At 68.1% G+C, this 24,260-nt stretch carries 21 protein-coding genes and 1 tRNA gene; 11 read left to right on the top strand and 11 right to left on the bottom strand.

Features of this window, described 5'->3' with window-relative positions:
* Positions 1 to 218: 218 nt before the first annotated feature.
* Entirely contained in the window at positions 219 to 683 is a 465-nt protein-coding gene (locus ACVOMH_RS12045; protein WP_481552116.1) for a hypothetical protein, read from the top strand.
* 32 nt (positions 684 to 715) lie between these two features.
* Here the strand turns inward: ACVOMH_RS12045 and ACVOMH_RS12040 are convergent, their stop codons facing one another.
* A complete protein-coding gene (locus tag ACVOMH_RS12040) occupies positions 716 to 2,209 on the bottom strand; it encodes a SulP family inorganic anion transporter (protein ID WP_481552115.1) in 1,494 nt (497 codons plus the stop codon).
* Between the two features lie 257 nt (positions 2,210 to 2,466).
* On the opposite strand from ACVOMH_RS12040, the gene ACVOMH_RS12035 reads away from it, so the two are divergent.
* Positions 2,467 to 3,309: a class I SAM-dependent methyltransferase gene (locus ACVOMH_RS12035; protein ID WP_481552114.1), complete on the top strand. Its 843-nt coding sequence runs from the start codon at positions 2,467 to 2,469 to the stop codon at positions 3,307 to 3,309.
* A gap of 42 nt (positions 3,310 to 3,351) precedes the next feature.
* Here the strand turns inward: ACVOMH_RS12035 and ACVOMH_RS12030 are convergent, their stop codons facing one another.
* From ACVOMH_RS12030 to dtd, 4 genes are all read right to left on the bottom strand, one after another.
* Positions 3,352 to 4,452 (bottom strand): NAD(P)-dependent alcohol dehydrogenase, encoded by a 1,101-nt coding sequence (locus ACVOMH_RS12030; protein WP_481552113.1) that lies wholly within the window; start codon positions 4,450 to 4,452, stop codon positions 3,352 to 3,354.
* Between the two features lie 300 nt (positions 4,453 to 4,752).
* Positions 4,753 to 4,828 (bottom strand) — tRNA-Ile (locus ACVOMH_RS12025).
* A 171-nt stretch (positions 4,829 to 4,999) separates the two neighbouring features.
* Positions 5,000 to 6,847 (bottom strand): RNA polymerase sigma factor RpoD, encoded by a 1,848-nt coding sequence (gene rpoD / locus ACVOMH_RS12020; RefSeq protein ID WP_481552112.1) that lies wholly within the window; start codon positions 6,845 to 6,847, stop codon positions 5,000 to 5,002.
* A 90-nt stretch (positions 6,848 to 6,937) separates the two neighbouring features.
* Complete coding sequence (dtd, locus tag ACVOMH_RS12015; RefSeq protein ID WP_481552111.1) at positions 6,938 to 7,378, bottom strand: D-aminoacyl-tRNA deacylase; 441 nt, start codon at positions 7,376 to 7,378, stop codon at positions 6,938 to 6,940.
* A 63-nt stretch (positions 7,379 to 7,441) separates the two neighbouring features.
* Here dtd and ACVOMH_RS12010 point away from each other — a divergent pair, with 63 nt between their 5' ends.
* The 4 genes from ACVOMH_RS12010 to ACVOMH_RS11995 all read left to right on the top strand — a co-directional run bounded on the left by ACVOMH_RS12010 (position 7,442) and on the right by ACVOMH_RS11995 (position 11,640).
* Positions 7,442 to 8,362 carry a lauroyl acyltransferase gene (locus ACVOMH_RS12010; RefSeq protein WP_481552110.1) on the top strand — a complete coding sequence of 307 codons (921 nt, stop codon included), beginning with the start codon at positions 7,442 to 7,444 and terminating at the stop codon, positions 8,360 to 8,362.
* A gap of 74 nt (positions 8,363 to 8,436) precedes the next feature.
* Positions 8,437 to 9,564, top strand: coding sequence for a GTP cyclohydrolase II RibA (ribA, locus tag ACVOMH_RS12005; protein ID WP_481552109.1), 1,128 nt, complete (start codon positions 8,437 to 8,439; stop codon positions 9,562 to 9,564).
* Positions 9,565 to 9,589: 25 nt separating this feature from the next.
* A complete protein-coding gene (locus ACVOMH_RS12000) occupies positions 9,590 to 10,144 on the top strand; it encodes a PH domain-containing protein (protein WP_481552108.1) in 555 nt (184 codons plus the stop codon).
* Entirely contained in the window at positions 10,141 to 11,640 is a 1,500-nt protein-coding gene (locus ACVOMH_RS11995; RefSeq protein ID WP_481552107.1) for a PH domain-containing protein, read from the top strand. The genes ACVOMH_RS12000 and ACVOMH_RS11995 overlap by 4 nt, the downstream gene beginning before the upstream one ends.
* Before the next feature lie 256 nt (positions 11,641 to 11,896).
* Here ACVOMH_RS11995 and ACVOMH_RS11990 read toward each other — a convergent pair whose 3' ends face one another.
* Positions 11,897 to 12,928, bottom strand: coding sequence for a CDP-glycerol glycerophosphotransferase family protein (locus ACVOMH_RS11990; protein ID WP_054659364.1), 1,032 nt, complete (start codon positions 12,926 to 12,928; stop codon positions 11,897 to 11,899).
* A gap of 104 nt (positions 12,929 to 13,032) precedes the next feature.
* Between ACVOMH_RS11990 and ACVOMH_RS11985 the strand changes: the two genes are divergently transcribed.
* Together ACVOMH_RS11985 and ACVOMH_RS11980 are read left to right on the top strand one after the other, a co-directional pair.
* Positions 13,033 to 13,827, top strand: a complete 795-nt coding sequence (locus tag ACVOMH_RS11985; RefSeq protein ID WP_481552106.1) for a glycosyltransferase family 2 protein — start codon at positions 13,033 to 13,035, stop codon at positions 13,825 to 13,827.
* A 265-nt stretch (positions 13,828 to 14,092) separates the two neighbouring features.
* Positions 14,093 to 15,004 (top strand): glycosyltransferase family 2 protein, encoded by a 912-nt coding sequence (locus tag ACVOMH_RS11980; RefSeq protein ID WP_481552105.1) that lies wholly within the window; start codon positions 14,093 to 14,095, stop codon positions 15,002 to 15,004.
* Positions 15,005 to 15,193: 189 nt separating this feature from the next.
* Here the strand turns inward: ACVOMH_RS11980 and ACVOMH_RS11975 are convergent, their stop codons facing one another.
* From ACVOMH_RS11975 to def, 5 genes are all read right to left on the bottom strand, one after another.
* Positions 15,194 to 16,498: an O-antigen ligase family protein gene (locus ACVOMH_RS11975; protein ID WP_481552173.1), complete on the bottom strand. Its 1,305-nt coding sequence runs from the start codon at positions 16,496 to 16,498 to the stop codon at positions 15,194 to 15,196.
* Positions 16,499 to 16,594: 96 nt separating this feature from the next.
* Positions 16,595 to 18,310, bottom strand: coding sequence for an ArnT family glycosyltransferase (locus ACVOMH_RS11970; protein WP_481552104.1), 1,716 nt, complete (start codon positions 18,308 to 18,310; stop codon positions 16,595 to 16,597).
* 20 nt (positions 18,311 to 18,330) lie between these two features.
* Positions 18,331 to 19,677: a 16S rRNA (cytosine(967)-C(5))-methyltransferase RsmB gene (gene rsmB, locus ACVOMH_RS11965; protein ID WP_481552103.1), complete on the bottom strand. Its 1,347-nt coding sequence runs from the start codon at positions 19,675 to 19,677 to the stop codon at positions 18,331 to 18,333.
* A 4-nt stretch (positions 19,678 to 19,681) separates the two neighbouring features.
* On the bottom strand, positions 19,682 to 20,605 hold the full coding sequence (gene fmt / locus ACVOMH_RS11960; RefSeq protein ID WP_481552102.1) for a methionyl-tRNA formyltransferase: 924 nt from the start codon (positions 20,603 to 20,605) through the stop codon (positions 19,682 to 19,684).
* A 114-nt stretch (positions 20,606 to 20,719) separates the two neighbouring features.
* On the bottom strand, positions 20,720 to 21,235 hold the full coding sequence (gene def / locus ACVOMH_RS11955) for a peptide deformylase (RefSeq protein WP_054660419.1): 516 nt from the start codon (positions 21,233 to 21,235) through the stop codon (positions 20,720 to 20,722).
* Positions 21,236 to 21,366: 131 nt separating this feature from the next.
* Between def and ACVOMH_RS11950 the strand changes: the two genes are divergently transcribed.
* The 3 genes from ACVOMH_RS11950 to ACVOMH_RS11940 all read left to right on the top strand — a co-directional run bounded on the left by ACVOMH_RS11950 (position 21,367) and on the right by ACVOMH_RS11940 (position 24,230).
* Complete coding sequence (locus ACVOMH_RS11950; RefSeq protein ID WP_054660421.1) at positions 21,367 to 22,494, top strand: LysM peptidoglycan-binding domain-containing protein; 1,128 nt, start codon at positions 21,367 to 21,369, stop codon at positions 22,492 to 22,494.
* Positions 22,495 to 22,566: 72 nt separating this feature from the next.
* Positions 22,567 to 23,712: a DNA-processing protein DprA gene (gene dprA, locus ACVOMH_RS11945; RefSeq protein WP_481552101.1), complete on the top strand. Its 1,146-nt coding sequence runs from the start codon at positions 22,567 to 22,569 to the stop codon at positions 23,710 to 23,712.
* A gap of 44 nt (positions 23,713 to 23,756) precedes the next feature.
* Entirely contained in the window at positions 23,757 to 24,230 is a 474-nt protein-coding gene (locus ACVOMH_RS11940; protein WP_054659382.1) for a DUF494 family protein, read from the top strand.
* Positions 24,231 to 24,260 lie beyond the last annotated feature (30 nt).

Below are 24,260 nucleotides of genomic sequence, written 5' to 3'. Positions count from 1 at the left end.
GGCAGGAACCGCAGCCTAACGGGGCTGATGTGAGGCTGCTGTCCCGGCCCCTGACCACCCGGCGCGGCACGCCGTTTAGGCTGGCACCGGGCGCTTCCCGTACACTGGCAGCCCTCGCCGCCGTCATTCGACTGTCCGACGGGTCCGGCGCGAGCCGCCCGTTTCCGCTGCCCTTGCACGCCACGGCACTTCCTCCCGTCTCGGCAATGGACCGGCACATGATCAAGACCGATATCATCCCCACGCTCGAACACACCGCGTTCGATTTTTTCTACGCGTTCGCCCGCTTCGAGTTCTGCATGAAGGAAGCCGGCTACCTGAAGTCGGACAAGCCCGGCAAGAAGGCCGAGCCGAACTGGGACAAGTTCGTGCGCAGCAACCGCACCCGCTACACCTTGTCACCCGATGCGCTGGCGCTGCTGGAAGCCGGCCCGCAGCAGCAGATCAGCACCTCGCACGGCAAGCTAGCCTGGCGCGAGATCGAGTTCGATGAGAACGAATTCGAACTGCAGGCGGTGGCGATCCTGCTGCGCGCGGCACGCAACAATGTCTTCCACGGCGGCAAGCGCGGCAACAGCGGCTGGGACGACGTGAACCGTACGATGCGGATCCTCACCCACGGCAAGACCGTGCTGGATGAACTGGCGCAGTTCGCCAAATTCGTCGAGTACAACCGCGGCTGAGCGCACGGCCGGGGTGAGCCGCGCACACCGGCTCAGCTGCCGGAGACGCCATCCTCGGCCCACGCGCCTTCCCTGCGCACGCGCCGCATCAGCCCGCGGCTGTGGCGGTCCATGCTGTGCACCCGCACTGTGGCGCCGTGATGGCGCAGCCGCGTGACCACCTTGTCCAGCGCCGCCACCGCGGTGATGTCCCACAGCCGCGCACCATCCAGGTCGATCACCACCCGGTTACCGGGCAAGGTCCGGGGATCGAACGCGTCGATGAACGGATCGGCCGAGGCGAAGAACACCTGGCCAGTGACCCGGTAGGTGCGCACACCGTCGGTGTCCTCGATGCGGATATCCAGCAGCTGCGCCACTTTCAGCGCGAAGAACACGCCACTGAGCAGCACGCCCACGCCCACACCGGCGGCCAGGTTGTGGGTGCCCAGGGTGACCGCCACCGTCGCCAGCATCACCACCCCGGACAGGCGCGGGTGCCGTCTCAACGCACCGAAGCTGCGCCAGTCGAAGGTGGAGACGCTGACCATCACCATGATCGCGACCAGAGCGATCACCGGCACCTGCGCCATCCAGGGTTTGAGCAGCACCATCAGCATCAGCAGGAACACGCCGGAAAACAGGGTGGACAGGCGGCCGCGACCGCCGTATTTCACATTGCCCACGGTCTGCCCGATCATGCCGCAGCCGGCGATGCCGCCGAACAGGCTGCTGGCGATATTGGCCGCACCCAGGCCGATGCTTTCACGGTGCTTCGGGCTCGGGGTGTCGGTCAACTCATCGACCACGCGCGCGGTCATCAACGACTCCAGCAGTCCCACCATCGCGATCGCCAACGCCGGCATCGCGATGATCCGCAGCGTCTGCAGATCCACCGGCACCTCGGGCAGTCCCAGCCACTGCGGCAAGGCGCCCGGCAGCTTGCCCAGATCGGCCACCGTGCTCACCGGCAGTTGCAGCAGCACCGCCAGCAGGCTCAGCACCACGATGCAGATCAGCGGTGAGGGAATCATCCGGAGGCCGGGCAGCGGCAGGTATGGCAACCCGTAGATGATCGCCAAGCCCAGCCCCAGCAGCGCCCAGGTCGCCGCATTGGCCGCCTCCAGATGCGGCAGCTGCGCGGCGAAGATCAGGATGGCCAGCGCGTTGACGAAACCGGTGCGCACCGAGCTGCTGACAAAGCGCATCAGCACATCCAGTCGCAACGCGCCGAACAGCACCTGCACCGCGCCGGCCAGCAGTCCGGCGGCGAACAGATAGGGCAGCCCATGCGCGGACACCAGCGGCGCGGCCACCAGTGCCACTGAACCGGCCGCGGCGGTGATCATCGCCGGGCGCCCGCCAAACACCGCGATCACGATGCTGAGCACGAACGAGGCGAACAGCCCCACCTGCGGGTCCACGCCGGCCACGAAGGAGAACGCGATGACCTCGGGAATCAGCGCGAACGTGGCGACCGCGCCGGCCAGCAGCTCGCGCAGCGGATGGGCACGCCACTGCGCCAGTTCGGATCGGAGAAAGGACATGGATTTGGCAGCCTGGAACAGCGGACGCGCGTGACCGACAGCGCGGCGGCGGCCCGGGGGCGGGAAAGGGGGCGGATTATGCGGCCTGGCTGGGCTGCGGACAAAATTCGCCCGCGGTCACGCAAGTCCACCGCCACCCTCGGCACGGCTCACCCCCGTTCCGGATGATCTTGAATGCGGGCCCGCTCAGGTACGATGCACGCCCCTTCCCACCGCCACCGGTGCTGCGGCGCTCCGCCACCCGGCTTCGATCTCCCATGCCCCACTACACCGGCCCGCTGCTCACCCGCCCCCTGCTCGAGCGCCTGCGGACAGCGCTCAACAACGGCGTCCAACAGATCCACGCCTCGTTCGATCTGGGCCGCAGCGAGACCGCCGTGATCCTCGCTGAGGACGGCTGGCAGTGGCACGGACAGCGCTTTGCGTGGCCGGACAAACTCAAGGACCGGACCATCTACTACTGGGATGGCGATGCCTTCAGCGCCGCCTCGCGGTTCGGCAGCGCGCTGTACAAGCTGGTGCCTACCGACTGGGGTATTCCGACCTTCGAGATCGACGGCATCAAGATGCTGGTCAGCGCGCAGCTCTCGCCGCTGGACGATGCGCGGCGCAAGGTCGCGCTGGTGGAGCCGCGGGGCAAGCAGCTGCTCGACACCTGCGGCGGCATGGGCTACTTCGCCGCCTGCTGCCTTGCCGAAGGAGTGGCCGGCATCCGCTCGTTCGAGAAGAGCAGCGAAGTGCTGTGGCTGCGCACGCTCAACCCGTGGTCGCCCGACCCGGAAGCCGCTTCCGCACACGGCCGGCTGCATCTGGCCCACGGCGATGTGTCACGCGAAATCGAACACCTGGCCGATGCCTCGATGGATGCGGTGCTGCACGACCCGCCGCGCTTCGGGATCGCCGGGGAACTCTACTCGCAGGTGTTCTACGATCAGCTGGCGCGCGTGCTGCGCCCCGGCGGCAAACTGTTCCACTACACCGGCGCGCCGAACAAACTCACCAGCGGCCGCGACGTACCCCGCGAAGTCGCCAGCCGCCTGCAGAAAGCCGGCTTCAAGACCGGGCTGGCGCTGGACGGGGTGCTGGCGGTGCGGCGCTGACCGCAACAGGGCGGCGGCGCTCCACCGCCCCGGCACAGCGCTTCAAGCGCCGGGCTTGATCGCGATCTTCAACACGCCGTCGCGCTGGTGCGAGAACAGATCGTAGGCGGCGACGATGTCGTCCAGCGCGTAGTGGTGGGTCACCAGCGCCCCGAAATCGGCGCGTCCGGACGCGACCACGTTCATCAGCCGACGCATGCGCTCCTTGCCGCCCGGGCACAGTGCGGTGTTGATCCTGTGGTCGCCCAGGCCCGAGGCGAACGCCGCCAGCGGAATCTTCAGGTCCTCGGAGTACACACCAAGGCTGGAAAGCGTGCCACCGGGCTTGAGGATACGCAGCGCCGATTCAAACGTACCCTGCGTACCCAGCGCCTCGATGGAACTGTCCACGCCGCGACCGCCGGTGAGCTTCATGATCTCGTCCACCACATCGCAGTTGCGGAAATTCAGCACCACGTCGGCCCCCATCTCCTTGGCGATCTGCAGCCGGTGCTCATTCCCATCGACGGCGATGATGGTCGAGGCCCCCAGCAGCCGCGCCCCGGCGGTGGCGCACAGGCCGATCGGGCCCTGCGCGAATACCGCCACCACATCGCCGATGCGGATGTTGGCGTTCTCCGCCCCCTTGAAGCCGGTGGACATGATGTCCGGGCACATCAGCACCTGCTCGTCGCTCAGCCCGTCGGGAATCGGCGCCAGGTTGGCCTGCGCGTCGGGCACCAGCACATACTCGGCCTGGGTGCCGTCGATCATGTTGCCAAAGCGCCAGCCGGCGGTGGCCTTGTAACCGTGGCAGCCGCAGCGGCCGCTGGCGATCAGGTAGCTGCCATCCTGCGAGGCCACCCCGTCCTGCGCGGCGTAGGAGTTGAAGTTGGGGCAGATCGCCCCGGCGATCACCCGCTGCCCTTCGGTGTAGCCCTGCACCGCACTGCCGAGCTTCTCGATCACCCCGACCGGCTCATGGCCGACGGTCAGTCCTTTGGCGACCGGGTACTCGCCTTTGAGGATATGTACATCCGTCCCGCAGATGGTGGTGGTGGTGATGCGGATCAGCGCATCGTTGGGACCGACATCAGGGATGGGTTTGTCGGCCAGCTCGATACGCCCGGGCTCAACGAATACGGCAGCTTTCATCATGCTCATGATGCATTCCTCAGCGAGGGAAGGGGCCCGGCCGCCACCGGTCGGGCCGAGCATACTCCCGGCGTGGTAACGGCCTGTTGACGGCACAAGCCACCTCGCCGGTCCGGTGCAGGCCGCCCAAACCCCGGGCGCCGGGAAGTTCCCCTCCCCGCGCACACGGGCTGCGCCAAACCCGCCACGCCGGCATGCCCCTTGCCCACACACCCCGCAGACGCGCTCACGTCGGCATTAGGCCGGGATCACGCCAACAGCCATCGCGCACAAAAAAGGCACCGGAGTGGAAACTCCCGGTGCCTTCCATGGTGGGCCCACCAGGATTCGAACCTGGAACCAAAGGATTATGAGTCCTCTGCTCTAACCGTTGAGCTATAGGCCCGCAACGACGGCACAGTGTAGTGGAGCGCGCGTAGGGCGACCACTTGCCCGTGCGCGTTGGGACAGCGCCGCTGCACCGAAGTGGCCGGCCGGTGCTGACCGTCTCGCGCGGGCGGCAAAGAAAAACCCCGCCTGGGCGGGGTTTTTCGCGTTCAACCCTACAGCCTGGAAATCACTCGATATCCAGGAAGCTGCGCAGCTGCTCCGAACGGCTCGGGTGACGCAGCTTGCGCAGCGCCTTGGCCTCGATCTGGCGGATGCGCTCGCGGGTGACGTCGAACTGCTTGCCGACTTCTTCCAGCGTGTGGTCGGTATTCATGTCGATACCGAAGCGCATGCGCAACACCTTGGCTTCCCTCGGGGTCAGCCCACCGAGCACGTCGCGCACGGTTTCCGACAGGTTGATGTTGACCGTGTTCTCCACCGGGGATTCCACATTGGTGTCCTCGATGAAGTCGCCCAGATGCGAATCCTCGTCGTCGCCGATCGGGGTTTCCATCGAGATCGGCTCCTTGGCGATCTTCATCACCTTGCGGATCTTGTCCTCGGGCATGTCCATTTCCTTGGCCAGCTCCTCCGGCGTGGCCTCGCGGCCGTACTGCTGGAGCATCTGGCGGGAAATGCGGTTGAGTTTGTTGATCGTCTCGATCATGTGCACCGGAATACGGATGGTGCGCGCCTGGTCGGCGATCGAGCGGGTGATCGCCTGGCGGATCCACCAGGTGGCATAGGTCGAGAACTTGTAGCCGCGGCGGTATTCGAACTTGTCCACGGCCTTCATCAGGCCGATGTTGCCTTCCTGGATCAGATCCAGGAACTGCAGGCCGCGGTTGGTGTACTTCTTGGCGATGGAGATGACCAGGCGCAGGTTGGCCTCGACCATTTCCTTCTTGGCCTTGCGCGCACGGGCCTCGCCATAGGCCATCACACGGCTGATTTCCTTCAGCTCTTCCAGCGACAGCGACGTCGCCTTCTCCACGTCCTGCGTGGCCTGCTGCTCGGAAATGATCTGGTCCTTCACATCACGCAGGGCCGAGGACCACTTCTGCTTGCGCTTCAGTGCATCTTCCACCCATTCCAGATTGGTCTGGTTGCCTTCCCAGGAACGGATGAAATCCTTGCGCGGCATGCGTGCGGTGATCGTGGCCAGATGCAGCACGCGGCGCTCCTGGGCCTTGACCGAAGCCATCACATCGCGCAACTGCTTGACCAGCACGTCGGTCAGCGGCAGCGGCAGCTTCAAGGTCACGAACGTGGCAGCCAGCTCGTCACGCAGCTTGGTACGGGCCTTGTCATCGCCCTTGGCGTGGGCTTTCTTGAACTTGGCCATGTCACTGGCCAGCTGTTCCATGCGACGGGCAACTTCAAGCGGATCCGGACCGGTCGGACCGGCTTCCTCTTCGGCGACGTCGTCGTCTTCCTCTTCAGCCTCGGTGTCGGCCTCGGTGTCATCGCTTTCAGCGACCACGGCCGGCGCCGGCTCTTCTTCCACCAGGTCGTTGAAGCCGACGATGATTTCAGCCAGGCGCTTCTTGCCCTCTTTGTGCAGCTCGTAATCGGCCAGCACGGTTTCCACGGCCATCGGGAAGGTGCCCAGTGCGGCCTGCACCTGGCCCAGGCCTTCTTCGATGCGCTTGGCGATGGCGATTTCGCCTTCGCGGGTCAGCAGCTCGACCGTACCCATTTCGCGCATGTACATGCGCACCGGGTCGGTGGTGCGACCACCTTCGGTGTCGAGTGCGGTCAGGGCGGCCGCCGCTTCTTCAGCAGCGGTGTCATCGACTTCACGGTTGCCCGTGTTGCCGTCGCTCAGGGCCAGCGTGTCGGCATCGGGCGCGACTTCATGGACATCGATGCCCATGCCGGTGATGAGGGCGATGATGTCTTCGATCTGCTCCGGATCGACCATGTCGTCGGGGAGGTGGTCGTTGACTTCGGCGTAGGTCAGGTAGCCCTGTTCCAGGCCCTTGCTGATCAGAAGCTTGATGTCGTTTTGCTGGGCAGGACGTTCGTTGGCCATGTAATGCTCGCGCCACCGGCGGGGAAAGAAGAGAACCTACTATTATACCTGCGCAGCATAACGCTTGCCGGGCGGTGGATTCACGGCGCGTCAGGATCTGAGCAGAAACGTCACCGGTCCGTCATTGACCAGGCTCACTACCATATGGGCACCGAAGCGGCCGGTTTCCACCCGTGCGGCGTGTTTTTCGCGGCAGATGGCCACCAGTTGATTGAAAATACGTTCAGCTTCGTCGGGGGGCGCCGCCGTGCTGAAGCCCGGACGCATGCCGGAGCGGGTGTCGGCGGCCAGCGTGAACTGGCTCACCAGCAGCAGGCCACCGCCGGTATCGCGCAGGGAACGGTTCATTCTACCGGCATCGTCGGCGAAAACCCGGTAGCCGAGCAGGCGATCGGCCATCCGTGACAGAGCCGCGGCGTCATCGCCCGGCTCCACCCCCACCAGCGCCAGCAGGCCTTGGCCGATTTCGCCGACCACGGTTTCATCGACCGTGACCGAGGCCCGGGTGACACGCTGGATCAGGGAAAGCATGGCGGCTCCTGGCAAAAGGAGGGCGAACCTTAACATCGCGCGGCAGCGGCTAAACTTGGGCACATGAAACCGGACACCGCCGCCAAGCTCTACTATCGCCTCGCCTCCGTGCTCACCCGCCTGCCGTGGTCGTGGCAGCGTTCGCTGGCCGACAGCGTTGCCTGGTTGTGGCGGCGCATCGACGCCCGCGAAAGCCGGGTGACCCGGCGCAATCTGGAGCTGGTGTATCCGGAACTGCCGGCGGCCGAGCGCCAGCGCCTGCATCGCATCATCTTGCGTACCACTGCCCGCCAGGCCTTGGAAACGCTGTACCTGTGGACCCATCCGCCGGCGAGCAACCTGCAACGGCACCTGGTCGAGCGCCACGGCCAGGCGCTGTACGACGCGGCGCTGGCCTCGGGCCAGGGCGTGATCGTGGTGGCGCCGCACTATGGCAACTGGGAGCTGCTCAACCAGTGGCTGGCCTCGCGCGGCCCGTTCGCGTTCGTCTACGCGCCGCCGGAGAACCCCACCGGCGACGCCTTCCTGCAGCGGGTGCGCAGCGGCGACAACGTGCGCCAGGTCCGCGCCGAAGGTCCGGCCGTGCGACAGCTGTTCAAGGTGCTCAAGGATGGCGGCGCGGTGGCGATCCTGCCCGACCAGCAGCCCAAGAATGGTGACGGCGTGTTCGTGCCGTTCTTCGGCCTCCAGGCCCTGACCATGACCCTGGTCAACCGGCTGGCCGAACGCACCGGTGCGAGGGTGCTGTTCGCCTGGTGCGAGCGGATCGGCCCGGACCTGGAATTCGCGCTGCATGTCGAACCGGCCCCGGCGGCCATGGCCGATCCGGATCTGCAGGTCGCCGCGGCCACGCTCAATGCCGGCATCGAACGCATCGCCCGCCGCGACCCGTCGCAGTACCAGTGGACCTATAAACGCTACACGCTGCGCCCCCCCGGCAGCGGCGAGAAAGACCCGTACGCCACCGCCAGACACCCGCACTGACGCGTTGCCAGCAACACTGCGTCGCCCGACCGCGCCGATTGAATCCCCGGCCGGCGACCCCCATTAGGTTTCCGATGAGCGCCCTGCCCTCCCCTGCAACTTCATCCGCCGGTTTCCCCCAGACTGCGGCCATCCACTGCGAACGGGCAGCGGCCGAGCTTCGCGCCGGGCGTCCCCTGGTGATCGTCGATGGCGACCGGCGCAGTGCCGTCATCGCCCTGGACAGCGCCACCGCCGCCAGCTTCAGCGCCTTCGCCGATGCCGCGGACCAGCGGCACTACCTGTTCCTGACCCGCCCGCGCGCGCAGACGCTGGGAATCGCCGCCGAACACGGCATCCGCATCCCGCTGGCCGGCCTGACATTCGACAGCCTGCCGGCGCTGGCCTATCTGCGCGATGCCACACCGCCGCAAGGCCCGTTCAGCGCTGGCGATGCCCGCGATGCCGCCGCGGTGGAACTGGCGCGGCTGGGCCTGCTGCTGCCGGCGCTGGTGGCGGCGGAACTGCCGGTCGGCGCCTCGCCGTTCGACCGGTGCCTGCATCTGGATATCGCCGACCTGGCTGCCGGCGCCGCCCAGGCCGGCCAGGACTACGAACTGGTGACGCGCTCGCCGGTGCCGTTGCGCGATGTCGGCATGAGCGAGTTCGCGGTGTTCCGCGGTGGCGTGGCCCAGCGCGATCAGGTGGCGGTGATCGTCGGCAACCCGGACCTGGGCGGCATCGTGCCGGTGCGCGTGCATTCGTCCTGCCTGACCGGCGACCTGTTCGGCTCGCTCAAATGCGACTGCGGCGACCAGCTGCGCCGCGGCCTGCGCACGCTCAAGGAGCTGGGAGGCGGCATCCTGCTGTATCTGGACCAGGAAGGCCGCGGCACCGGCATCGCCGCCAAGATGCGCGCCTACGGCTACCAGCACGAAGGCCTGGACACCATCGACGCCGACGCGCAGCTGGGCTTCGGTCCGGACGAGCGCCGCTACGGCAGCGCCGCGGCGATGCTGCGGGGTCTGGGCGTGCGCCGCATCCAGCTGCTGACCAACAACCCGAGCAAGGTGCAGCACCTGCGCAACGCCGGCATCGAGGTGGTCGGCTGCGTGGCAGTGACCGGCGAGATCACCACCGAGAACGAGCAGTACCTGCGCACCAAGGCCGAACGGGCCGGCCACCAGCTCGATGTCGATGCCCTGATCATGGCCGCGCAGTAAGCCCGGCGCACAGGCCTGCGGACGGATGCTAGGCTCGCTCCAGCCTCATCGCTGGAATCTTCGCTTGTCGATCCAACCCCCCGAACTTCCTCCCGCCCCGGTCGCTGCTGAAGGCAACTGGCAACCGCTGCCGTCACGCGGCGCCCTGCTCGCCGCCATTGGAGCCGGGCTGACGATGGCGATCACCCTGGCTCTGGCTGCCGGCGCGCTGACGCTGGTGCTGCGCAGCCCGCACTGGCCGCTGATCGCCGCGGCGGGCGCGGTCATCGGCCTGCTGTGGGGAGGCTGGTTCGGCTGGCGCCGGCAACGGCTCACCTTCTGGCGACTGGATGCACAGGCGTTGGGCGTGCGCCGTGGCCACCTGTGGCAGAGCGAGAGCCGGGTACCGGTCTCGCGCGTGCAGCATCTGGACCTGCGCCGTGGCCCGCTGGAGCGCGCCGCCGGGCTGGCCACCCTGACCGTGCATACCGCCGGCACCCGCCTGAATACCGTCGCCATCGCCGGCCTGGACCACGCCGATGCCGAACGCCTGCGCGACCGGCTGGCGCGCCAGCTCGACCATGACGACGACGCGCTGTGAGCACGGCGCCGATAGACGCCGGAGAACGCCGGCTGCACCCGTGGTCCTGGCTGTTCGTGTTGCAGCAGCAGATCCAGCAGCTGCTGCTGCCGCTGGTGGCGGTGCTGGTGTTCGGCAGCCGCGGCGATGACGACGGCCTGCCGTACCACCACTGGATCACCGCGGCGGTCATCGTGGCGGTGCTGGCCTCGGCGCTGGCGCAGTACTGGAGCTACCGCTACCGCATCGGCACCGACACCCTGAGCATCCGCAGCGGCATTTTCGAACGTACCCGCCGCGAGATTCCCTTCGCCCGCATCCACAACGTGGTGGTGCACCAGAACCTGCTGCACCGCCTGTTCGGCGTGGCCGAGTTGCGGCTGGAGTCGGCCGCCGGCGACAAACCCGAAGCGCAGATGCGCGTGCTCAAGCTGGAGCAGGCACTGGAACTGGAACGCCTGATCCGCCATCGCGGCAGCGCCGCACCCGGCGCGATGGTCCAGGAGCCAGTCGCGGACGTGCTGCTCACCTTGCCGCTGCCCGAACTGGTGCGGCAGGGGCTGATTTCCAACCGCGCGATGGTGGTGCTGGCCGCCGCCGTCGGCGCCGCCTACCAGCTGTTCCCGCGCCGCGCGATGGAAGATGTCATCACCCAACAGGGCCGGCAGATGTTCGGCTATGCCAGCCAGCTGCAGCTGGGCACCCCCACGCTGGTGATCACCGGCCTGATGGTCGTGCTGCTCGCACTGGTCCTGCTGCGGGTGCTGTCCATCGGCCTGGCCATTGTCCAGTACCACGGCTTCCGCCTGACCGAGGCCGACCGCCGGCTGACCGTCGAACGCGGGCTGCTGACCCGGCTGCGCAGCAGCGTGGCCCGCCGCCGCATCCAGGCCTGGACCCTGCGCGAAGGCGCGTTGCACCGGCTGTTCAAACGCCGCCAGCTGCGGGTGGATATCGCCGCCGGCGGTGCCGGCGAGAAGGACGGCCGGGCGTTGAAGGAACTGGCGCCGCTGGCGCCGCCGGACACCTGCGATGGCCTGTTGCAGCAGCTGCTGCCGCAGGTCCAATGGCCACCGTCACAGTGGCACGCCGTCTCCACGCGCGGCTGGTGGCGGCTGTGCCTGCCGGCGCTGCTGCCGGTGGCCATCCTGACCGCCGTGCTCACCCATGAAACCGGCGCGCCGGGGCTGTTGCCGCTGTTGTGGCTGCCGTGGTCCGCACTCAAGGCGCACCGCCAGGTCAGCCGCATGGGCTACAGCATCGACGCGCAACGGGTGGCCGTGCGCGGCGGCTGGTGGAACCGCTGGTGGCGCATCGCCGAGCTGGACAAGCTGCAGGCGCTGCGCCTGGACCGCTCACCGCTGGATCGCGCGTTCGGTACCGCCACGCTCACCCTCGACACGGCCGGCGCGTTCGGCGCACCACCGCTGCAGCTGCGGTTGCTGGAAGAGACGCGCGCACGGGAACTGCTGGACCAGCTCGGCGCCGAACTGGCCCGGCGCAAACTGCGCTGGTAGCGGCCGCGCCACGCATCCGGGCCGCTGAAGGCCCGGCTGCTCGGTTCCGTAGCCCGGGCAAGTAAAGCCCCCCCCCCTGGAGGCACGTCGAAATTTGGCAACGGAAAACCTGCTTTTTCGGATCCGGCATCAGGCGTGAAGCCCAGTCACCGGGTCGATCCCTCTGACCGGGTGCGCTGCGCTTATCCGGGCTGCACCTATGTCGCTACAACCTGACTTCGCCCTCAGCCTGCCGGCAAGGCGAAGTTGCCGACCGTCAAACCCGCGCCGGGCCCCAGTAGCCGATGCGCTTGCGGATCTTGAGCTTGCGCCACAGGTTCAACGGCTTGGGCTTGCGGTTGCGCGCGCCCTTGGCGACAAACGCATCGATCGCCTGGAGGATGCGCTCGCTGGATTGGCCATCACGGTACGGGTGCAGCTGGTCGGCGAACTGGCGCACCGCGGCCATCAGTTCCGGCGGCCGCGACAGCGCGGTGCGGATCGCCCCTTCGAACTGCGCCGGATCGTCGATGTCGATCAGCTGCGGGCCCGGGCGGCGGTTCTTGAAGGTCACCACCGGCTTGTAGGTCAGCAGGAACTCGTTGAGTGCCGAGGAGGTGTCCGAGCACATCATGTCCACCTGCGGGAACAGGTCCAGGATGTTGTCGTCATCGGCAAAGCGCAGGTACGGGCCTTCCAGCGCGCGGTATTTGGCCACCATTTCCGGATCCATCTTCGGATGGAAGGTGACGACCCAGCGCCACTCGCCGGTCTGCGACAGCCGCTTGATCTCGTCGTAGAGAATGCCGGCCGCGCTCCACGACGGTGAGAACGTGGAGTGGTACAGGATTACCGGCGGCTGCCGCACCGGCTCGGGCACGTCGGCCAGCTGGCTCATGAACGGATCGATCTTCGGGAAACCCGTCTCCACCACCGAAAAATGCCCCATCTGCTCGGCCAGCGCCGAGAACGCCGCGGTGTCACGCGGGCCGGTGGTGCAGTACAGGTCGAAGAAGCCGCGGATATAGATGTGCCGCGGCTTGCCGGCATCGAAGCCGTGGAAGGTTTCCACCTTCACCCCGGGGAAGAAGTGCGGCACCGCGTTGGACGAGGTGATCACCGCATACGGGTTCCACGCGCGCACCTGCTCCACGCTCAGCAGGGTCTCATCGGCGGCCAGATCCTCCGCGCCGGGGCCGTCGAAAAACCAGGCCGCCTCGTCGCCCCGCGCGCGGATCGCCGCCTGCACCGGACGGAGGATGGCCAGCGCGTAGCGCTCGGACCCGTACAGCAGATAGTGGCGTGGCACGCGGAGAACTCCTGGATATTGCGGCAGAGGCGGTCAATTATCGCATCGCCAGTACCCGGCGTCGCTGCTAGGCTTGGCCCCCGGTTCCCCGCGCGAACGGTCGCATGCCCAGCCCAGCCCCCACTTCATCGACCCGGCGGCCACGCCTGTCGGCCTGCATCATCGCCTTCAATGAGGCCGACCGGATCGGCGACTGTCTGGCGTCGCTGGCGTTCTGCGACGAGATCGTGGTGGTGGACTCGTTCTCCACCGATGCCACCGTCGCCATCGCCGAAGCGGCCGGGGCACGGGTGATCCAGCGCGCCTTCGACGGCTTCCGCAGCCAGAAGGCGTTCTGCGTCGAACAGGCCGAACATGACTGGGTGCTGTGCCTGGATGCCGACGAGCGGGTGGATGCGGCCTTGCGCGCGGCCATCGAGGCCGAGCGCGATGCCGGCTTCACGCGCGCCCGGGGTTACCGCTTCGCCCGCTGCTCGGAATATTTCGGCCGTTTCCTGCGCCACGGCACCGCCTATCCGGACCGCGTGCTGCGCCTGTTCGACCGCCGCCACGGCGGCTGGCGTGGCGAGCGCGAGATCCACGAGGCGGTCACCGTGGACGGTCCGGTAGTCCTGCTCCGCGGCGACCTGCTGCACCACCCCTACCGCAACTTCCTGCAACTGCTGGACAAGAAGCAGAAGTACGCGCGGATGATGGCCGAGCACGAGTTCAGCCGTGGCAAGCGCGCGACCCTGGGCAAACTGATCCTCGCCCCCACCTGGCGCTTCTTCCGCAGCTATGTGGTCAAGCGCGGCTTCCTGGATGGCTGGCCGGGGCTGATCGAGGCGTTTGTCAGCGCCAACTACGTGCGCCAGAAGACCATCATGCTGTGGCTGCTGTGCAACGGGCAGCCGCTGTAGCCACGGTCTGGCATATCTGCCGGGCCGCGGCCGGAACGCCCCTCCAGGCACCCTGAACGCGGCGCAACAAGCCGGAAAACATCAGGCGCTCCGGCCGGTGGCACCGGCCCGGGCCGTTAAAATGGCGCCCCCATGCGGTGGAAACACACGGGCTGTCACGGCACCGGTTTCCGTACGCCGGTACGTCCCCCTTGCCTGTCCCCCGCAGGCAACCCCTGCAGCGGCCGCTGCTGCTGCCGCGCCATTGCCCTGCCCAAGCCATTCCATGAAGTCCGCCCCCTCCCTTGCCGAGGTGACCGTTGTCTGCGTCACCTACAACTCCTCGCCGCTGGTGGAAACCATGGCCAGCACACTGGCCCGGTTTCCGAACGTGGTCATCGTCGACAACGCCAGCGGCGATGACACCGCCGCGCGCGTCGGCCAGAAGATCCCGCACGCGCGGCTGATCACGCGCCATACCAATGCGGGCTTTGGCGCGGCCAACAACCAGGCGATGGCCGCGATCCAGACCCCGTTCGCGCTGCTGCTCAACCCCGACTGCAGCATCGCCCCGGCCGATGTGCAGTGCCTGCTCGATTGCCTGGCCCGGTTTCCGCAGGCGGGGCTGGTGGGTCCGCAGAGCTGGCGTGACAACGGCACACCGCAGCTGTGCCACCGCGATGCCTTCTTCCGGCCGGAGACGAAGGGCCGCGTCCGCGTACCGGACCGGCTGGTCAGCGCCGAGTGGATCCATGGCTGCTGCCTGCTGGTACGGACCCGTGCGTTCCACCAGATCGGCGGCTTTGACGAAATCTTTTTCCTCTACTACGAAGACGACGACCTGTGCCTGCGCATGGCCAAAGCCGGCTATCAGTGCCTGCTGCAACCTGCGGCCAGGGCATTCCACCGCGGCGGCGCGTCTTCCACGCCCAGCGTGCGCACGGACTTCATCAAGCGTTTCCACTATGCAAGGTCACGGCAGATCGCCATCCGCCGTTATGTCGGCGCGGCGGCGGCGCGGCGGCATCTGGCCAAACTGCTGCTGGTCGCATTGCCGGCCACGCTGTTCTACAGCCTGCTGTCACGGCCACGGCACGCCATCAAATGGGCCGCATGGGGGGCGGCGGCGCTGTCGGCCGGCCTGACGCTGGACCTGGTTCCGGGCCAAGCCAAAGCTGCGGCATCCACGCGCTTCTGAGTCGTGCGGAACCGGCGCTGGATCGGCCCGCCGGACAGCGCACTGCAAGCGCGCAGTCCCAGCCGGTATACCGCGCCTGCCGGCTCCTCCGGATGACGCGGTGCGGAGGGCGATCGCGGATCAAACACGGGGCCTGCCACTGCCCACGGCCCAGACTGTCACGCCGCCGGGTTCAGGCTTATTCAAGCGTCAGCCGCTGGCTGCCTTGCGATGAACTGGTGCCTGGCTTCCGCGCGCGGCATTGTCGACCAGTGCCAGCCCGCACAGCACGCCCACCAGGGCGGTGTAGGTGCTGGCGGTGATCTGGTGGGCGAACATCGACTGGGTCATGCCGCACAGGATGTAGCTCACCACCAGCATCACCCCGGCCGCCGCCGGCCCGCGAAAGCCGTCCTCCTCGCTGTCCAACTGCAGGCGCAGGAACAGGCCCAGCGGCAGGCCATAGACGCACAGCAGCAGCAACAGGCCCGGCACACCCTGGGTCGCCGCCCATTCGGCCAGATCGTTGTGCGCATGGCCGAGGTGGCAACGGAACACCTGATCGGCCTGCGAGCTGCATTGGGGAAGGCGCCGCATGGCATCGTCGAAATGGCCGATCCCCACCCCGGTCAGCGGCAGTTCGCGGAAGGTATCCCACGCCACCTGCAGGCGCTCCAGCCGCGCCCCGGCGGAGGAATCCACATCGCCCCGGCCGATCCGCTGCATGTCGCTGCTGAGCTCAGCAAGCCGGGTGTGTTCACGCAACTGCGGCACGCTGAGCACCACCGTTGCGGCCACCAGCACCAGCCCGGCCAGGGCACCGACGCGGAAACGGCCCGTTTTCCAGCGCACCGACAGCGCCATGGCCACGAACAGCACCAGCAGTGCCGGCCATACCCCGCGGCTGCCACTGAGCAGGATCACCGCGCTGCCCGCGGCCATCCCCAGCGCGATCAGTCCCCAGCGCTGCGGGGGACGGCAGAACACCAGCAGCACCATCAGCACCAGCGCGGTGTCGGCCAGCACGATGGCGTTGGTCCAGGCATCGGCCCGCTCCAGCCCGGTGAGCACCTGGTAGCCGGCCACCGCGAAGGTGGCCAGCAGGCCCGCCAGCGCGCCCCACCACAGCGCCTGCATCGGCGGCCGCAGCGCACACACCCACAACACCGACCACGGCATCACCAGAAAGCGCGAGCGGTTGTCCACGTCCTTGAGCGCATGGTCGAACTGCCACAGGGACAGCAGCCCCAGGGCGATAGTCACCAGCGCCAGCACCAGCAGAAGCCGCCCGGCACGCCCGGCCTGTTGGCGGGCCCGCCACAGGTAATCGGCACCGGCGATCGAACTGGCCAGCAGCAGCAGACCGAACGGCAACAGATTGGCCGGGGTGCTGATCACCAGCGCCGGCAACGCGAACAGCGCCAGCGTCGCGGTACGGTGCAGCAACCGCCAGCGCGCCGGAGCGGCCGGCGGGCTGGAAATCGAATCGGCAGTGACGGGGAAATGCGGGTCCATCGGCAGATACTGGGTCCTGGGCACTGAACCAATTCCCGTCCGAGGAACCGTTCCAACCGCCAATGATAGCCAGCCTGCCCCGCGCTGGCTGCCCCCTCAGGGCGGTCCCTGGTCGCGCCGCGCCCACTCCCGCTGCGCTGGCGTGGCGATGCAGCGGCCCTCGATCGCTGTGGCCGGCACCAGCCACCAGGCGCGTCCACTGAGCGTCCCCACCCGCTGGCTGCGGCCACGGACAATGCAATCCAGCAGCGACTTCTCCTGCACCAGCAGCCAGCGCCGCTGCGGCCGCTGCGCCTGCCACACCACGCCCGCCTGCAGCTGCTGTTCCCACGGCCGCTTGAAGCCGAAGGTGCGCGCCGGCCGGTCGGCCAGCAGCAGGTTCTGTTCCTTCCACGCCACCAGTCCCAGTTCCGCATCGGGCCCCAGCCGTCGGCCGACCTCGCGCATCAAGCCGCGGCCGGAGCTGGAGTCGTTGAGCAGGGGATTGACCAGCAGCCCCTGCAGCACCCAGAGCAACGCCAGCAGCGCGGCCAGCACCCGCGCCGGCCATTTCCGCGCGGCCAGCAACAACCCGCCGCCCCCCCACATTCCCATGGCCAGCAGCACCCAGCCCAGGCGCCGCACCGCGTCGTCGGCCAGCGCACGGCGGGCGATCAGCGCCTGCAGCCGGCCCGCGTCCGACCCCCACAGCACGCTGGCACCGGCACCCAACAGCAGCAGCACCAGCGCGGCGGTGAAACCCAGCAGCAACCTGCGGAAGCCGCGCCGGCGCAACAGGCCCGGCCACAGCGGCGCCAGCGCCAGGCAGAACATCGGCAGCGCCGGCAGGATGTAGACATCGCGCTTGCCGCTGGGAATGGAGAAGAACACCACCAGCAGCAACCACCAGCCCAGTAGCAGCAGGTAGCGCGGATCACCGCGCCGCAGCCGGCGCCGCCACGCCGGCAGCGCCCATGGCAGGGCCAGTGCCGCCGGCAACCACAAGGTCAGCATCACCCCCAGGTGGTACCAGGGCGGATTGTGGTGATCCCAGGAATGCAGATAGCGCCCCGCGGTCTGTCGCAGCAGGATGTCGTGCAGGTAGCGGTAGTGGGCCGGATCGTCGGCGCGCCACACCCCCGCCAGCAGCGGCCCCAGCCACAGCGCCAGCGCGCCGGCAAACGCCAGCGGCCCGAGCCAGATGCGGCGATCGCGCCAGTGCAGGTCCACGCCCTGCCAGCCGCGCACGACTGCAAACAGCGCCGGCAGCAGCGCCAGCAAGGCCAGCACGCCCACACCCTTGGTGATCATGCCCAGCCCGGCGGCGAACCAGCCCAGCATCCACGTTCGCCAGTCCGGGCCGCGCAGCAGATGCCGCAGCAGGCCGTAGTTGGCCAGGGTCATGAAGAACAGCAGCAGCGGATCGATCTGCGCCTTGCGCGCCTGGAAGGTGAACTGCACGGTGAACAGCAGCAGCCACGCCGCATACAGGCCGACCCGACGCGTCCACAGCCGCCGGCCGAGGTCGTACACGCAGGCCAGGGTGGCCAGCGCGGCCAGCAGCGACGGCAGCAAGAAGGCGATGCGCCAGTCCCGCACCAGCAGGTAGACGGCCGCCTGCAGCCACATCAGCATCGGCGGCTTGTCCGAATACAACTCGGTGCCTCGCTGCGGAAACAGCCACTGGCCGCTTTCCACCATCTGTCTGGCGACCAGGGCAAAGCGCGGTTCGTCCGACGGCCACGGGTCACGCAGGCCGATGCCGGCGCCGAGCACCAGCAGGGCCGTCACCGCCAACCACCAGAATTCGCGCCGTGCCCGCCCATCGCCCATGGAGGGCGATGATAGGGACCTCAGGTCAAGGCGGTTTTCACCAGCCGCGCATAGAAGAAACCGTCACCGCCGTGCTCGCCCGGCAGGCGCTGGCGGGTGCCGTCACGTTCATGGCCGAAGCCTTCCGGCAACGCCTCGATCCGCGCATCGGGCGTGCGCGCCAGGAACCGGGCCACCTGCTGCTGGTTCTCCTGCCACAGGATCGAGCAGGTCGAATACAGCAGCACCCCGCCCGGGCGCAGCACCGGCCACAGCGCATCGAGCAGGCGCGCCTGCAGCGCCACCAGCGCGGTGATGTCATCGGGCCGGCGGTGCAGCAGCACGTCCGGCTGGCGGCGGATGATGCCGGTGGCCGAGCACGGCGCATCCAGCAGTACCGCATCGAACGGCTGCCCGTCCCACCAGCCGGCGGTATCGGCCGCGTCGGCGGCCTGGATCTTCGCGCGGGCACCGACCCCGGTGCGGGCGAAGGTCTCGCCGATGCGCGACAACCGCCGCGCATCCACATCCAGCGCCAGCAGCTGCAGGCCAGGATCACGCTCCAGCAGATGCGCCGACTTGCCGCCCGGTGCGGCGCAGGCATCGAGCACCCGCGCCCCTGCCGCCGGCCGCAAGGCATCGGCCACCTGCTGCGCGGACAGGTCCTGTACCGATACGGCCCCCTGTGCGAAGCCGGGCAGGCTGGCCACCGGCACCGCGACCGGCAGCCGCACCGCGTTGGCCGACAACGGTTCGGCCAGCGCCTCGATGCCCGCCGCCTCCAGCAGCGCCAGATAGGCCTCACGGCTGTGCTGCTGGCCATTGACGCGCAGCCACAGCGGTGCCGGCTGCAGGCTCTCGTTGAGGATCATGTCGGCCTGCTGCGGCCAGTCCTCGCGGACCCGGGCCAGCAGCCACGATGGCCACGCATCCTCGGCCCGCGCGTCGGCAAACCCCTCGCGCTGGGCGCGACGCAGCAGCGCGTTGACCATCCCGGCCTGGCGCTCGCGCCCCAAAGCGCGCGCCGCGTCCACCGTCGCCGACAGCGCCGCGTGTGCCGGCAGCTGGAGCACATCCAGCTGCGCGAACCCGGCCATCAGCACCGCGCGCAGATCCGTATCGCGCGGGCCCAGCGGCTTCTGCAGCCACTGCTGCAACGCCTGGTCGTAGACCGTGCGCCGGCGCAATGCGGCAAAGCAGATCGCCTCCAGCAAGGCGCGGTCGCGGCCGTCCTCCAGCTTGGGTAGCGCCGCGCCGAGCTCAGCCTTGAGCGAACGGCCCTTGCCGATCACCGCGGCCAGCACCTTGGCCGCCAACGCGCGGGTCTGCACCCCGGGTTGCGCGGTGGCGGTCTTGTTGCCCCACGGCGTGGAAGTCGCACCCGCCATCGGCTCAGCCCTCGATCCGCAGGTCACGACGGGCGTTGAGATAGTCCGCCGCGGTGATCGCCTTGCCGCCCTCGCGCTGCACCACGCGCAGGCGCAACGCGCCCTGGCCGCAGGCGATGTCGATACCCTCACGCGCCGCGCCGATCACCGTACCCGGCGCCTTGCCGTGGTTGTGGGCGATGGCCACCGCGCCGTGGATACGCACACGTTCACCCGCCAGCACGGCCTCGGCGATCGGCCACGGATTGAACGCGCGCACCGTGCGCGCCAGCGCTTGCGCGTCCTGGTCCCAGTCCAGCCTGGCCTCGGCCTTGTCCAGCTTGTGCGCGTAGGTGACGCCTTCGGCCGGCTGCACCTGCGGGATCGGCTTGAGGCCGGCGCGCAGCAGGCCCAGGCCATCGGCCAGCACCTGCGCGCCCAGCTGCGCCAGCCGGTCATGCAGCTGGCCGCCGGTATCGGTGTCGTTGATCGGGGTGTGCTGGCGCAGCAGCACCGGGCCGGTGTCCAGCCCGGCCTCCATCTGCATCAGGCACACGCCGGTTTCGGCATCGCCGGCCTGGATCGCGCGCTGGATCGGCGCGGCACCGCGCCAGCGCGGCAGCAGCGAGGCATGCACGTTCCAGCAGCCGTGGGTGGGAATGGCCAGCACCGCCTTGGGCAGGATCAACCCGTAGGCGACCACGACCATCAGATCCGGCTGCAGCGCGCGCAGCTGCTGCTGGGCTTCGGCGGTTTTCAGGGTTTCCGGCTGGAACACCGGGATCCCGCGTGCGATGGCGTCGAGCTTGACCGGCGAGGGCATCAGCCCGCGGCCGCGGCCGGCCGGGCGGTCGGGCTGGGTGTAGACCGCCACCACTTCGTGCTGGCGCGCGGCCGCTCCCAGCGAGGCGACGGCGAACTCCGGCGTACCGGCAAAAACGATTCTCATGGCAATCCCACTCCCGGAAAGAACAACGGCGCCGGAGGGCGGCGCCGTGCATCGCGGGATCCGGCTACGGCTCCCGCCACGGGCAACCCGGACACATCCGGGTCACCACTGGACTCAGGCCACGTGCTTGCGCTGTTTGGCCAATTTCTTGCGCACCATCTCGCGCTTGAGCGGCGAGAGGTAATCGATGAACAGCTTGCCGTCCAGATGATCCATCTCGTGCTGGATGCAGGTGGCCAGCAGGTCGTCGGCGACCAGCTCCTGCTGCTTGCCGTCGCGGTCGATAAAACGCACCACGATGCTGTCGGCGCGGGTCACGTCGGCATAAATACCGGGCACTGACAGGCAGCCTTCCTGGTAGACGCGACCGCCTTCGCTGGCACTGACGATCTGCGGGTTGATGAACACCATCGGCGTGTTGCGCTCCTCGCTGGTGTCGATGACCATGAAGCGCTTGTGCACGTCCACCTGGCTGGCCGCCAGGCCGATGCCCGGCGCCTCGTACATGGTCTGGAACATGTCATCGAGCAGCTGCTGGAAGACCGGCGTGGTCACTTCGGCAGCATCGACGGGAGCCGCCTTGGTACGCAGCCGCGGATCGGGGAATTCGAGAATGGGCAGAAGGGCCATGGTGATACCGGATATGGGGATGCCGCATCAATTCGGCAAGATGTCTCAATTCTAACGCCTGCGCTTGCCCGGCGCCCCCGTTTCTGCACTATAGTGCCGCAACCTGTTGGGGAATCAGGCAGATCGCAACCATGTTGAAACAATTCCGTACGGTCGCCGCCGTGGCGCTGCTGACCGTCACGACGTACGCCGTCGCCGTGGATATGAACGGCGCGCACCCTGACACCTATGTGGTGAAGAAGGGCGACACGCTGTGGGACATCTCTGCACGTTTCCTGACAAAGCCGTGGCTTTGGCCGGAAATCTGGCAGGCCAACCCGCAGGTCAAGAATCCGCACCTGATCTATCCGGGCGACGTGCTGAGCCTGGCCTACCTGGACCGCGTCACCGCCCAGCCAGGCCCGCGCCAGGAAGCACCGATCAACGCGATCCCGCTGGCAGACGTTGAGCCGTTCCTGAAGAACCTGACCGTTGTGGACAGCTTCAAGGAGCTGCCCTACGTCGTCGGCCTGGAAGAAAACCGCCTGCGCGCCAGCGCCGGCCAGAACGCCTATGTGCTGGGCCTGCAGGACGCCCAGCCGGGCCAGCGCTACGCGGTGGTCCGCCCGACCGTGCGCTTCGGCCAGCCCAAGCCCACCGACGATCTGGACGCCCGCGGCGATACTGTTCCCGGCAGCGGCAACCTGTGGAAGAACTACGTGGCCACCGGCGACCGCAGCGAGTTCCTCGGCTACGAACTGGCCCAGGTCAACGTTGGCACACTGACCCAGGTCGCCAGCGGCGGCGTCCAGGCGTCCACCCTGAAGCTGGAAGACAGCGGGCGCGAAGTCCGTGCCGGTGACCGCATCGTGCCGGTGCAGGCCAACCCGTACGACCTGCAGTTCGTTCCGCACGCCCCGGCCAGTGCCGCAGCGCCGGGCCATCTGCGCGTGCTGGCAGTGGCCGACACCTTCACCTCCGGCGGTCCACGCGATGTCATCGCCATCTCCGGCGGGGCGCGTGATGGCATCGACAATGGCACGGTGTTCTCGATCTGGCGCAATGGCAGTCACATCAACGACCGTGTGACAGGCAGCAAGTCCACCTCGCGCGCGGACGATGCGCTCAAGGCCGGCGGCAGCCGTGTCTCGCTGCCGGACGAATATGCCGCCCACGCAATGGTGTTCCGCACCTTCGACAAGGTCAGCTACGCGCTGGTGATGGAAGGCACCCGGCAGGCCCGCGTCGGTTACGAGCTCAAGCACCCCGACGCGCAGTAAGCGGCAAAACCCTACGCGACAAAGCGACGGCGCCCGAGGGCGCCGTCGCTGTTTGCGCGTCAGGCTCGGCCGATGGACGATGCCTCCCAAGCCACACCTTCCCCGTTTACCGAAGCGCTGTTGCGACTGGTGCTGGCCGGCGGTCCCCATCGACCGCGGCGCACGCTGCTGTCACGTTTCAGCAGTGCCGAAGCAGCCCTGGCCGCCGGTGCCGCCGCATGGCGTGAGGCCGGCTGCACACCCGCCCAATGCCAGTCACTGGGCCATCCCGATCACGACACCCTGATGCGCGCGCAGGCATGGCTGCGACAGCCCCACCACCATCTGCTCGGTTGCAACGATCCCGACTACCCGCCACTGCTGCGCGCCAGTCCGCATCCGGCGCTGGCACTGTTTGTCTATGGGGACCCGACCACCCTGTGGCAACCGGCCATCGCCATCGTCGGCAGCCGCAACCCCAGTGCCGGCGGGCGCGATCATGCGCGCGATTTCGCCCAGGCCCTGGCCAGCTCCGGCCTGACCATCGCCAGCGGGCTGGCCGCCGGAGTGGACGCGGCCGCCCACCGTGCCGCGTTGGCCTGCGACGGCAAGACGTTTGCGGTGATCGGCACCGGCGCCGACATCAGCTACCCGCGCCATCATCGGCAGTTGCAGCAGCAGGTGGCCGAGCACGGCGCCGTGGTCAGCGAATATCCGCCCGGCACCCCGCCGCGGACCGGCCATTTCCCGGCCCGCAACCGGCTGCTGGCGGGGCTGAGCCTGGGCACGGTCGTCATCGAGGCGGCCGAACGCTCCGGTGCACTGATCACCGCACGCCTGGCCAGCGAGGCCGGGCGCGAGGTCTTCGCCCTGCCCGGCTCGCTGCACAATCCCATGGCCGCCGGCTGCCACCGCCTGATCCGCGACGGCGCCATTCTGGTGACACAGCCACAGGATATCCTCGAAGGCGTGGCCAATCTGGCCGGGGAACTGGCCGCCGGCTTGCAAATGCGCCTGGCGGCCCCCATTGCAGAGGCGCCGGCAGGTTCTGCGCCGGCACCCGACCTGCCGGACATCAACTACCAGCGATTGTGGAATGCACTGGGGTTTGACCCAACCGGTATGGATTCACTGATCGAGCGCACTGGATTGACGGCCGCCAGCCTGTCCTCCATGCTGCTGGTCATGGAACTGGAAGGAAGCGTGTCGTCGGCGCACGGCCGCTACACCCGCACCTGAAGTTCCTTCACCTCCACAGCGCCACTGGCGCAGGCCGAGGGGCAATGAAAGAGAGTATTCTGGACGTCCTGCTGTACCTGTTTGAACACTATTTCAGCGAGGATGCCGATCTCATCCGGGACCGCGATTCGCTGCAGCACGGCCTGATCCAGGCCGGATTCAGCCCCACCGAGATCAACAAGGCCTTCGACTGGCTCGACGCCCTGGCCGAGCAGCGCCCGGCCGTATCGCAGCCGCGGGTCGACTGGCCGGTACGCGTGTTCCATGGCCCCGAGCTGGACAAGCTAGACGTGGACTGCCGGGGTTTCCTGCTGTTCCTGGAGCATCACCGGATCCTGGATGCAGACCAGCGCGAGCTGGTGCTGGACCGTGCAATGGCGCTGGACCAGGACGAACTGGACCTGGACGACCTCAAATGGGTCGTGCTGATGGTGCTGTTCAACCAGCCCGGGGCCGAAGCGGCCTACGCCTGGATGGAAACCCAGATGTTCATCGACGAACCCGAACCCCTGCATTGAGCCGCGCGGCCTGCAAGGACGCATGAGGAC

The sequence above is a fragment of the Stenotrophomonas sp. STEN013 genome (assembly GCF_056760355.1).
This window is presented reverse-complemented; position numbering and strand designations above follow the sequence as displayed.

Coding starts and splice junctions, on each gene's coding strand:
- dtd (WP_481552111.1), bottom strand. CDS start 7,378: ATGCTTTCCCTGATCCAGCGTGTCACCCGGGCCTCGGTCACGGTCGAT.
- fmt (WP_481552102.1), bottom strand. CDS start 20,605: ATGAGAATCGTTTTTGCCGGTACGCCGGAGTTCGCCGTCGCCTCGCTG.
- ACVOMH_RS12045 (WP_481552116.1), top strand. CDS start 219: ATGATCAAGACCGATATCATCCCCACGCTCGAACACACCGCGTTCGAT.
- ACVOMH_RS11975 (WP_481552173.1), bottom strand. CDS start 16,498: ATGGACCCGCATTTCCCCGTCACTGCCGATTCGATTTCCAGCCCGCCG.
- ACVOMH_RS11950 (WP_054660421.1), top strand. CDS start 21,367: ATGTTGAAACAATTCCGTACGGTCGCCGCCGTGGCGCTGCTGACCGTC.
- ACVOMH_RS12030 (WP_481552113.1), bottom strand. CDS start 4,452: ATGAGCATGATGAAAGCTGCCGTATTCGTTGAGCCCGGGCGTATCGAG.
- ACVOMH_RS11940 (WP_054659382.1), top strand. CDS start 23,757: ATGAAAGAGAGTATTCTGGACGTCCTGCTGTACCTGTTTGAACACTAT.
- ACVOMH_RS11970 (WP_481552104.1), bottom strand. CDS start 18,310: ATGGGCGATGGGCGGGCACGGCGCGAATTCTGGTGGTTGGCGGTGACG.
- ribA (WP_481552109.1), top strand. CDS start 8,437: ATGAGCGCCCTGCCCTCCCCTGCAACTTCATCCGCCGGTTTCCCCCAG.
- def (WP_054660419.1), bottom strand. CDS start 21,235: ATGGCCCTTCTGCCCATTCTCGAATTCCCCGATCCGCGGCTGCGTACC.
- ACVOMH_RS12000 (WP_481552108.1), top strand. CDS start 9,590: ATGCTAGGCTCGCTCCAGCCTCATCGCTGGAATCTTCGCTTGTCGATC.
- ACVOMH_RS12010 (WP_481552110.1), top strand. CDS start 7,442: ATGAAACCGGACACCGCCGCCAAGCTCTACTATCGCCTCGCCTCCGTG.
- ACVOMH_RS12035 (WP_481552114.1), top strand. CDS start 2,467: ATGCCCCACTACACCGGCCCGCTGCTCACCCGCCCCCTGCTCGAGCGC.
- ACVOMH_RS11980 (WP_481552105.1), top strand. CDS start 14,093: ATGAAGTCCGCCCCCTCCCTTGCCGAGGTGACCGTTGTCTGCGTCACC.
- rpoD (WP_481552112.1), bottom strand. CDS start 6,847: ATGGCCAACGAACGTCCTGCCCAGCAAAACGACATCAAGCTTCTGATC.
- rsmB (WP_481552103.1), bottom strand. CDS start 19,677: ATGGCGGGTGCGACTTCCACGCCGTGGGGCAACAAGACCGCCACCGCG.
- ACVOMH_RS11985 (WP_481552106.1), top strand. CDS start 13,033: ATGCCCAGCCCAGCCCCCACTTCATCGACCCGGCGGCCACGCCTGTCG.
- dprA (WP_481552101.1), top strand. CDS start 22,567: ATGGACGATGCCTCCCAAGCCACACCTTCCCCGTTTACCGAAGCGCTG.
- ACVOMH_RS12040 (WP_481552115.1), bottom strand. CDS start 2,209: ATGTCCTTTCTCCGATCCGAACTGGCGCAGTGGCGTGCCCATCCGCTG.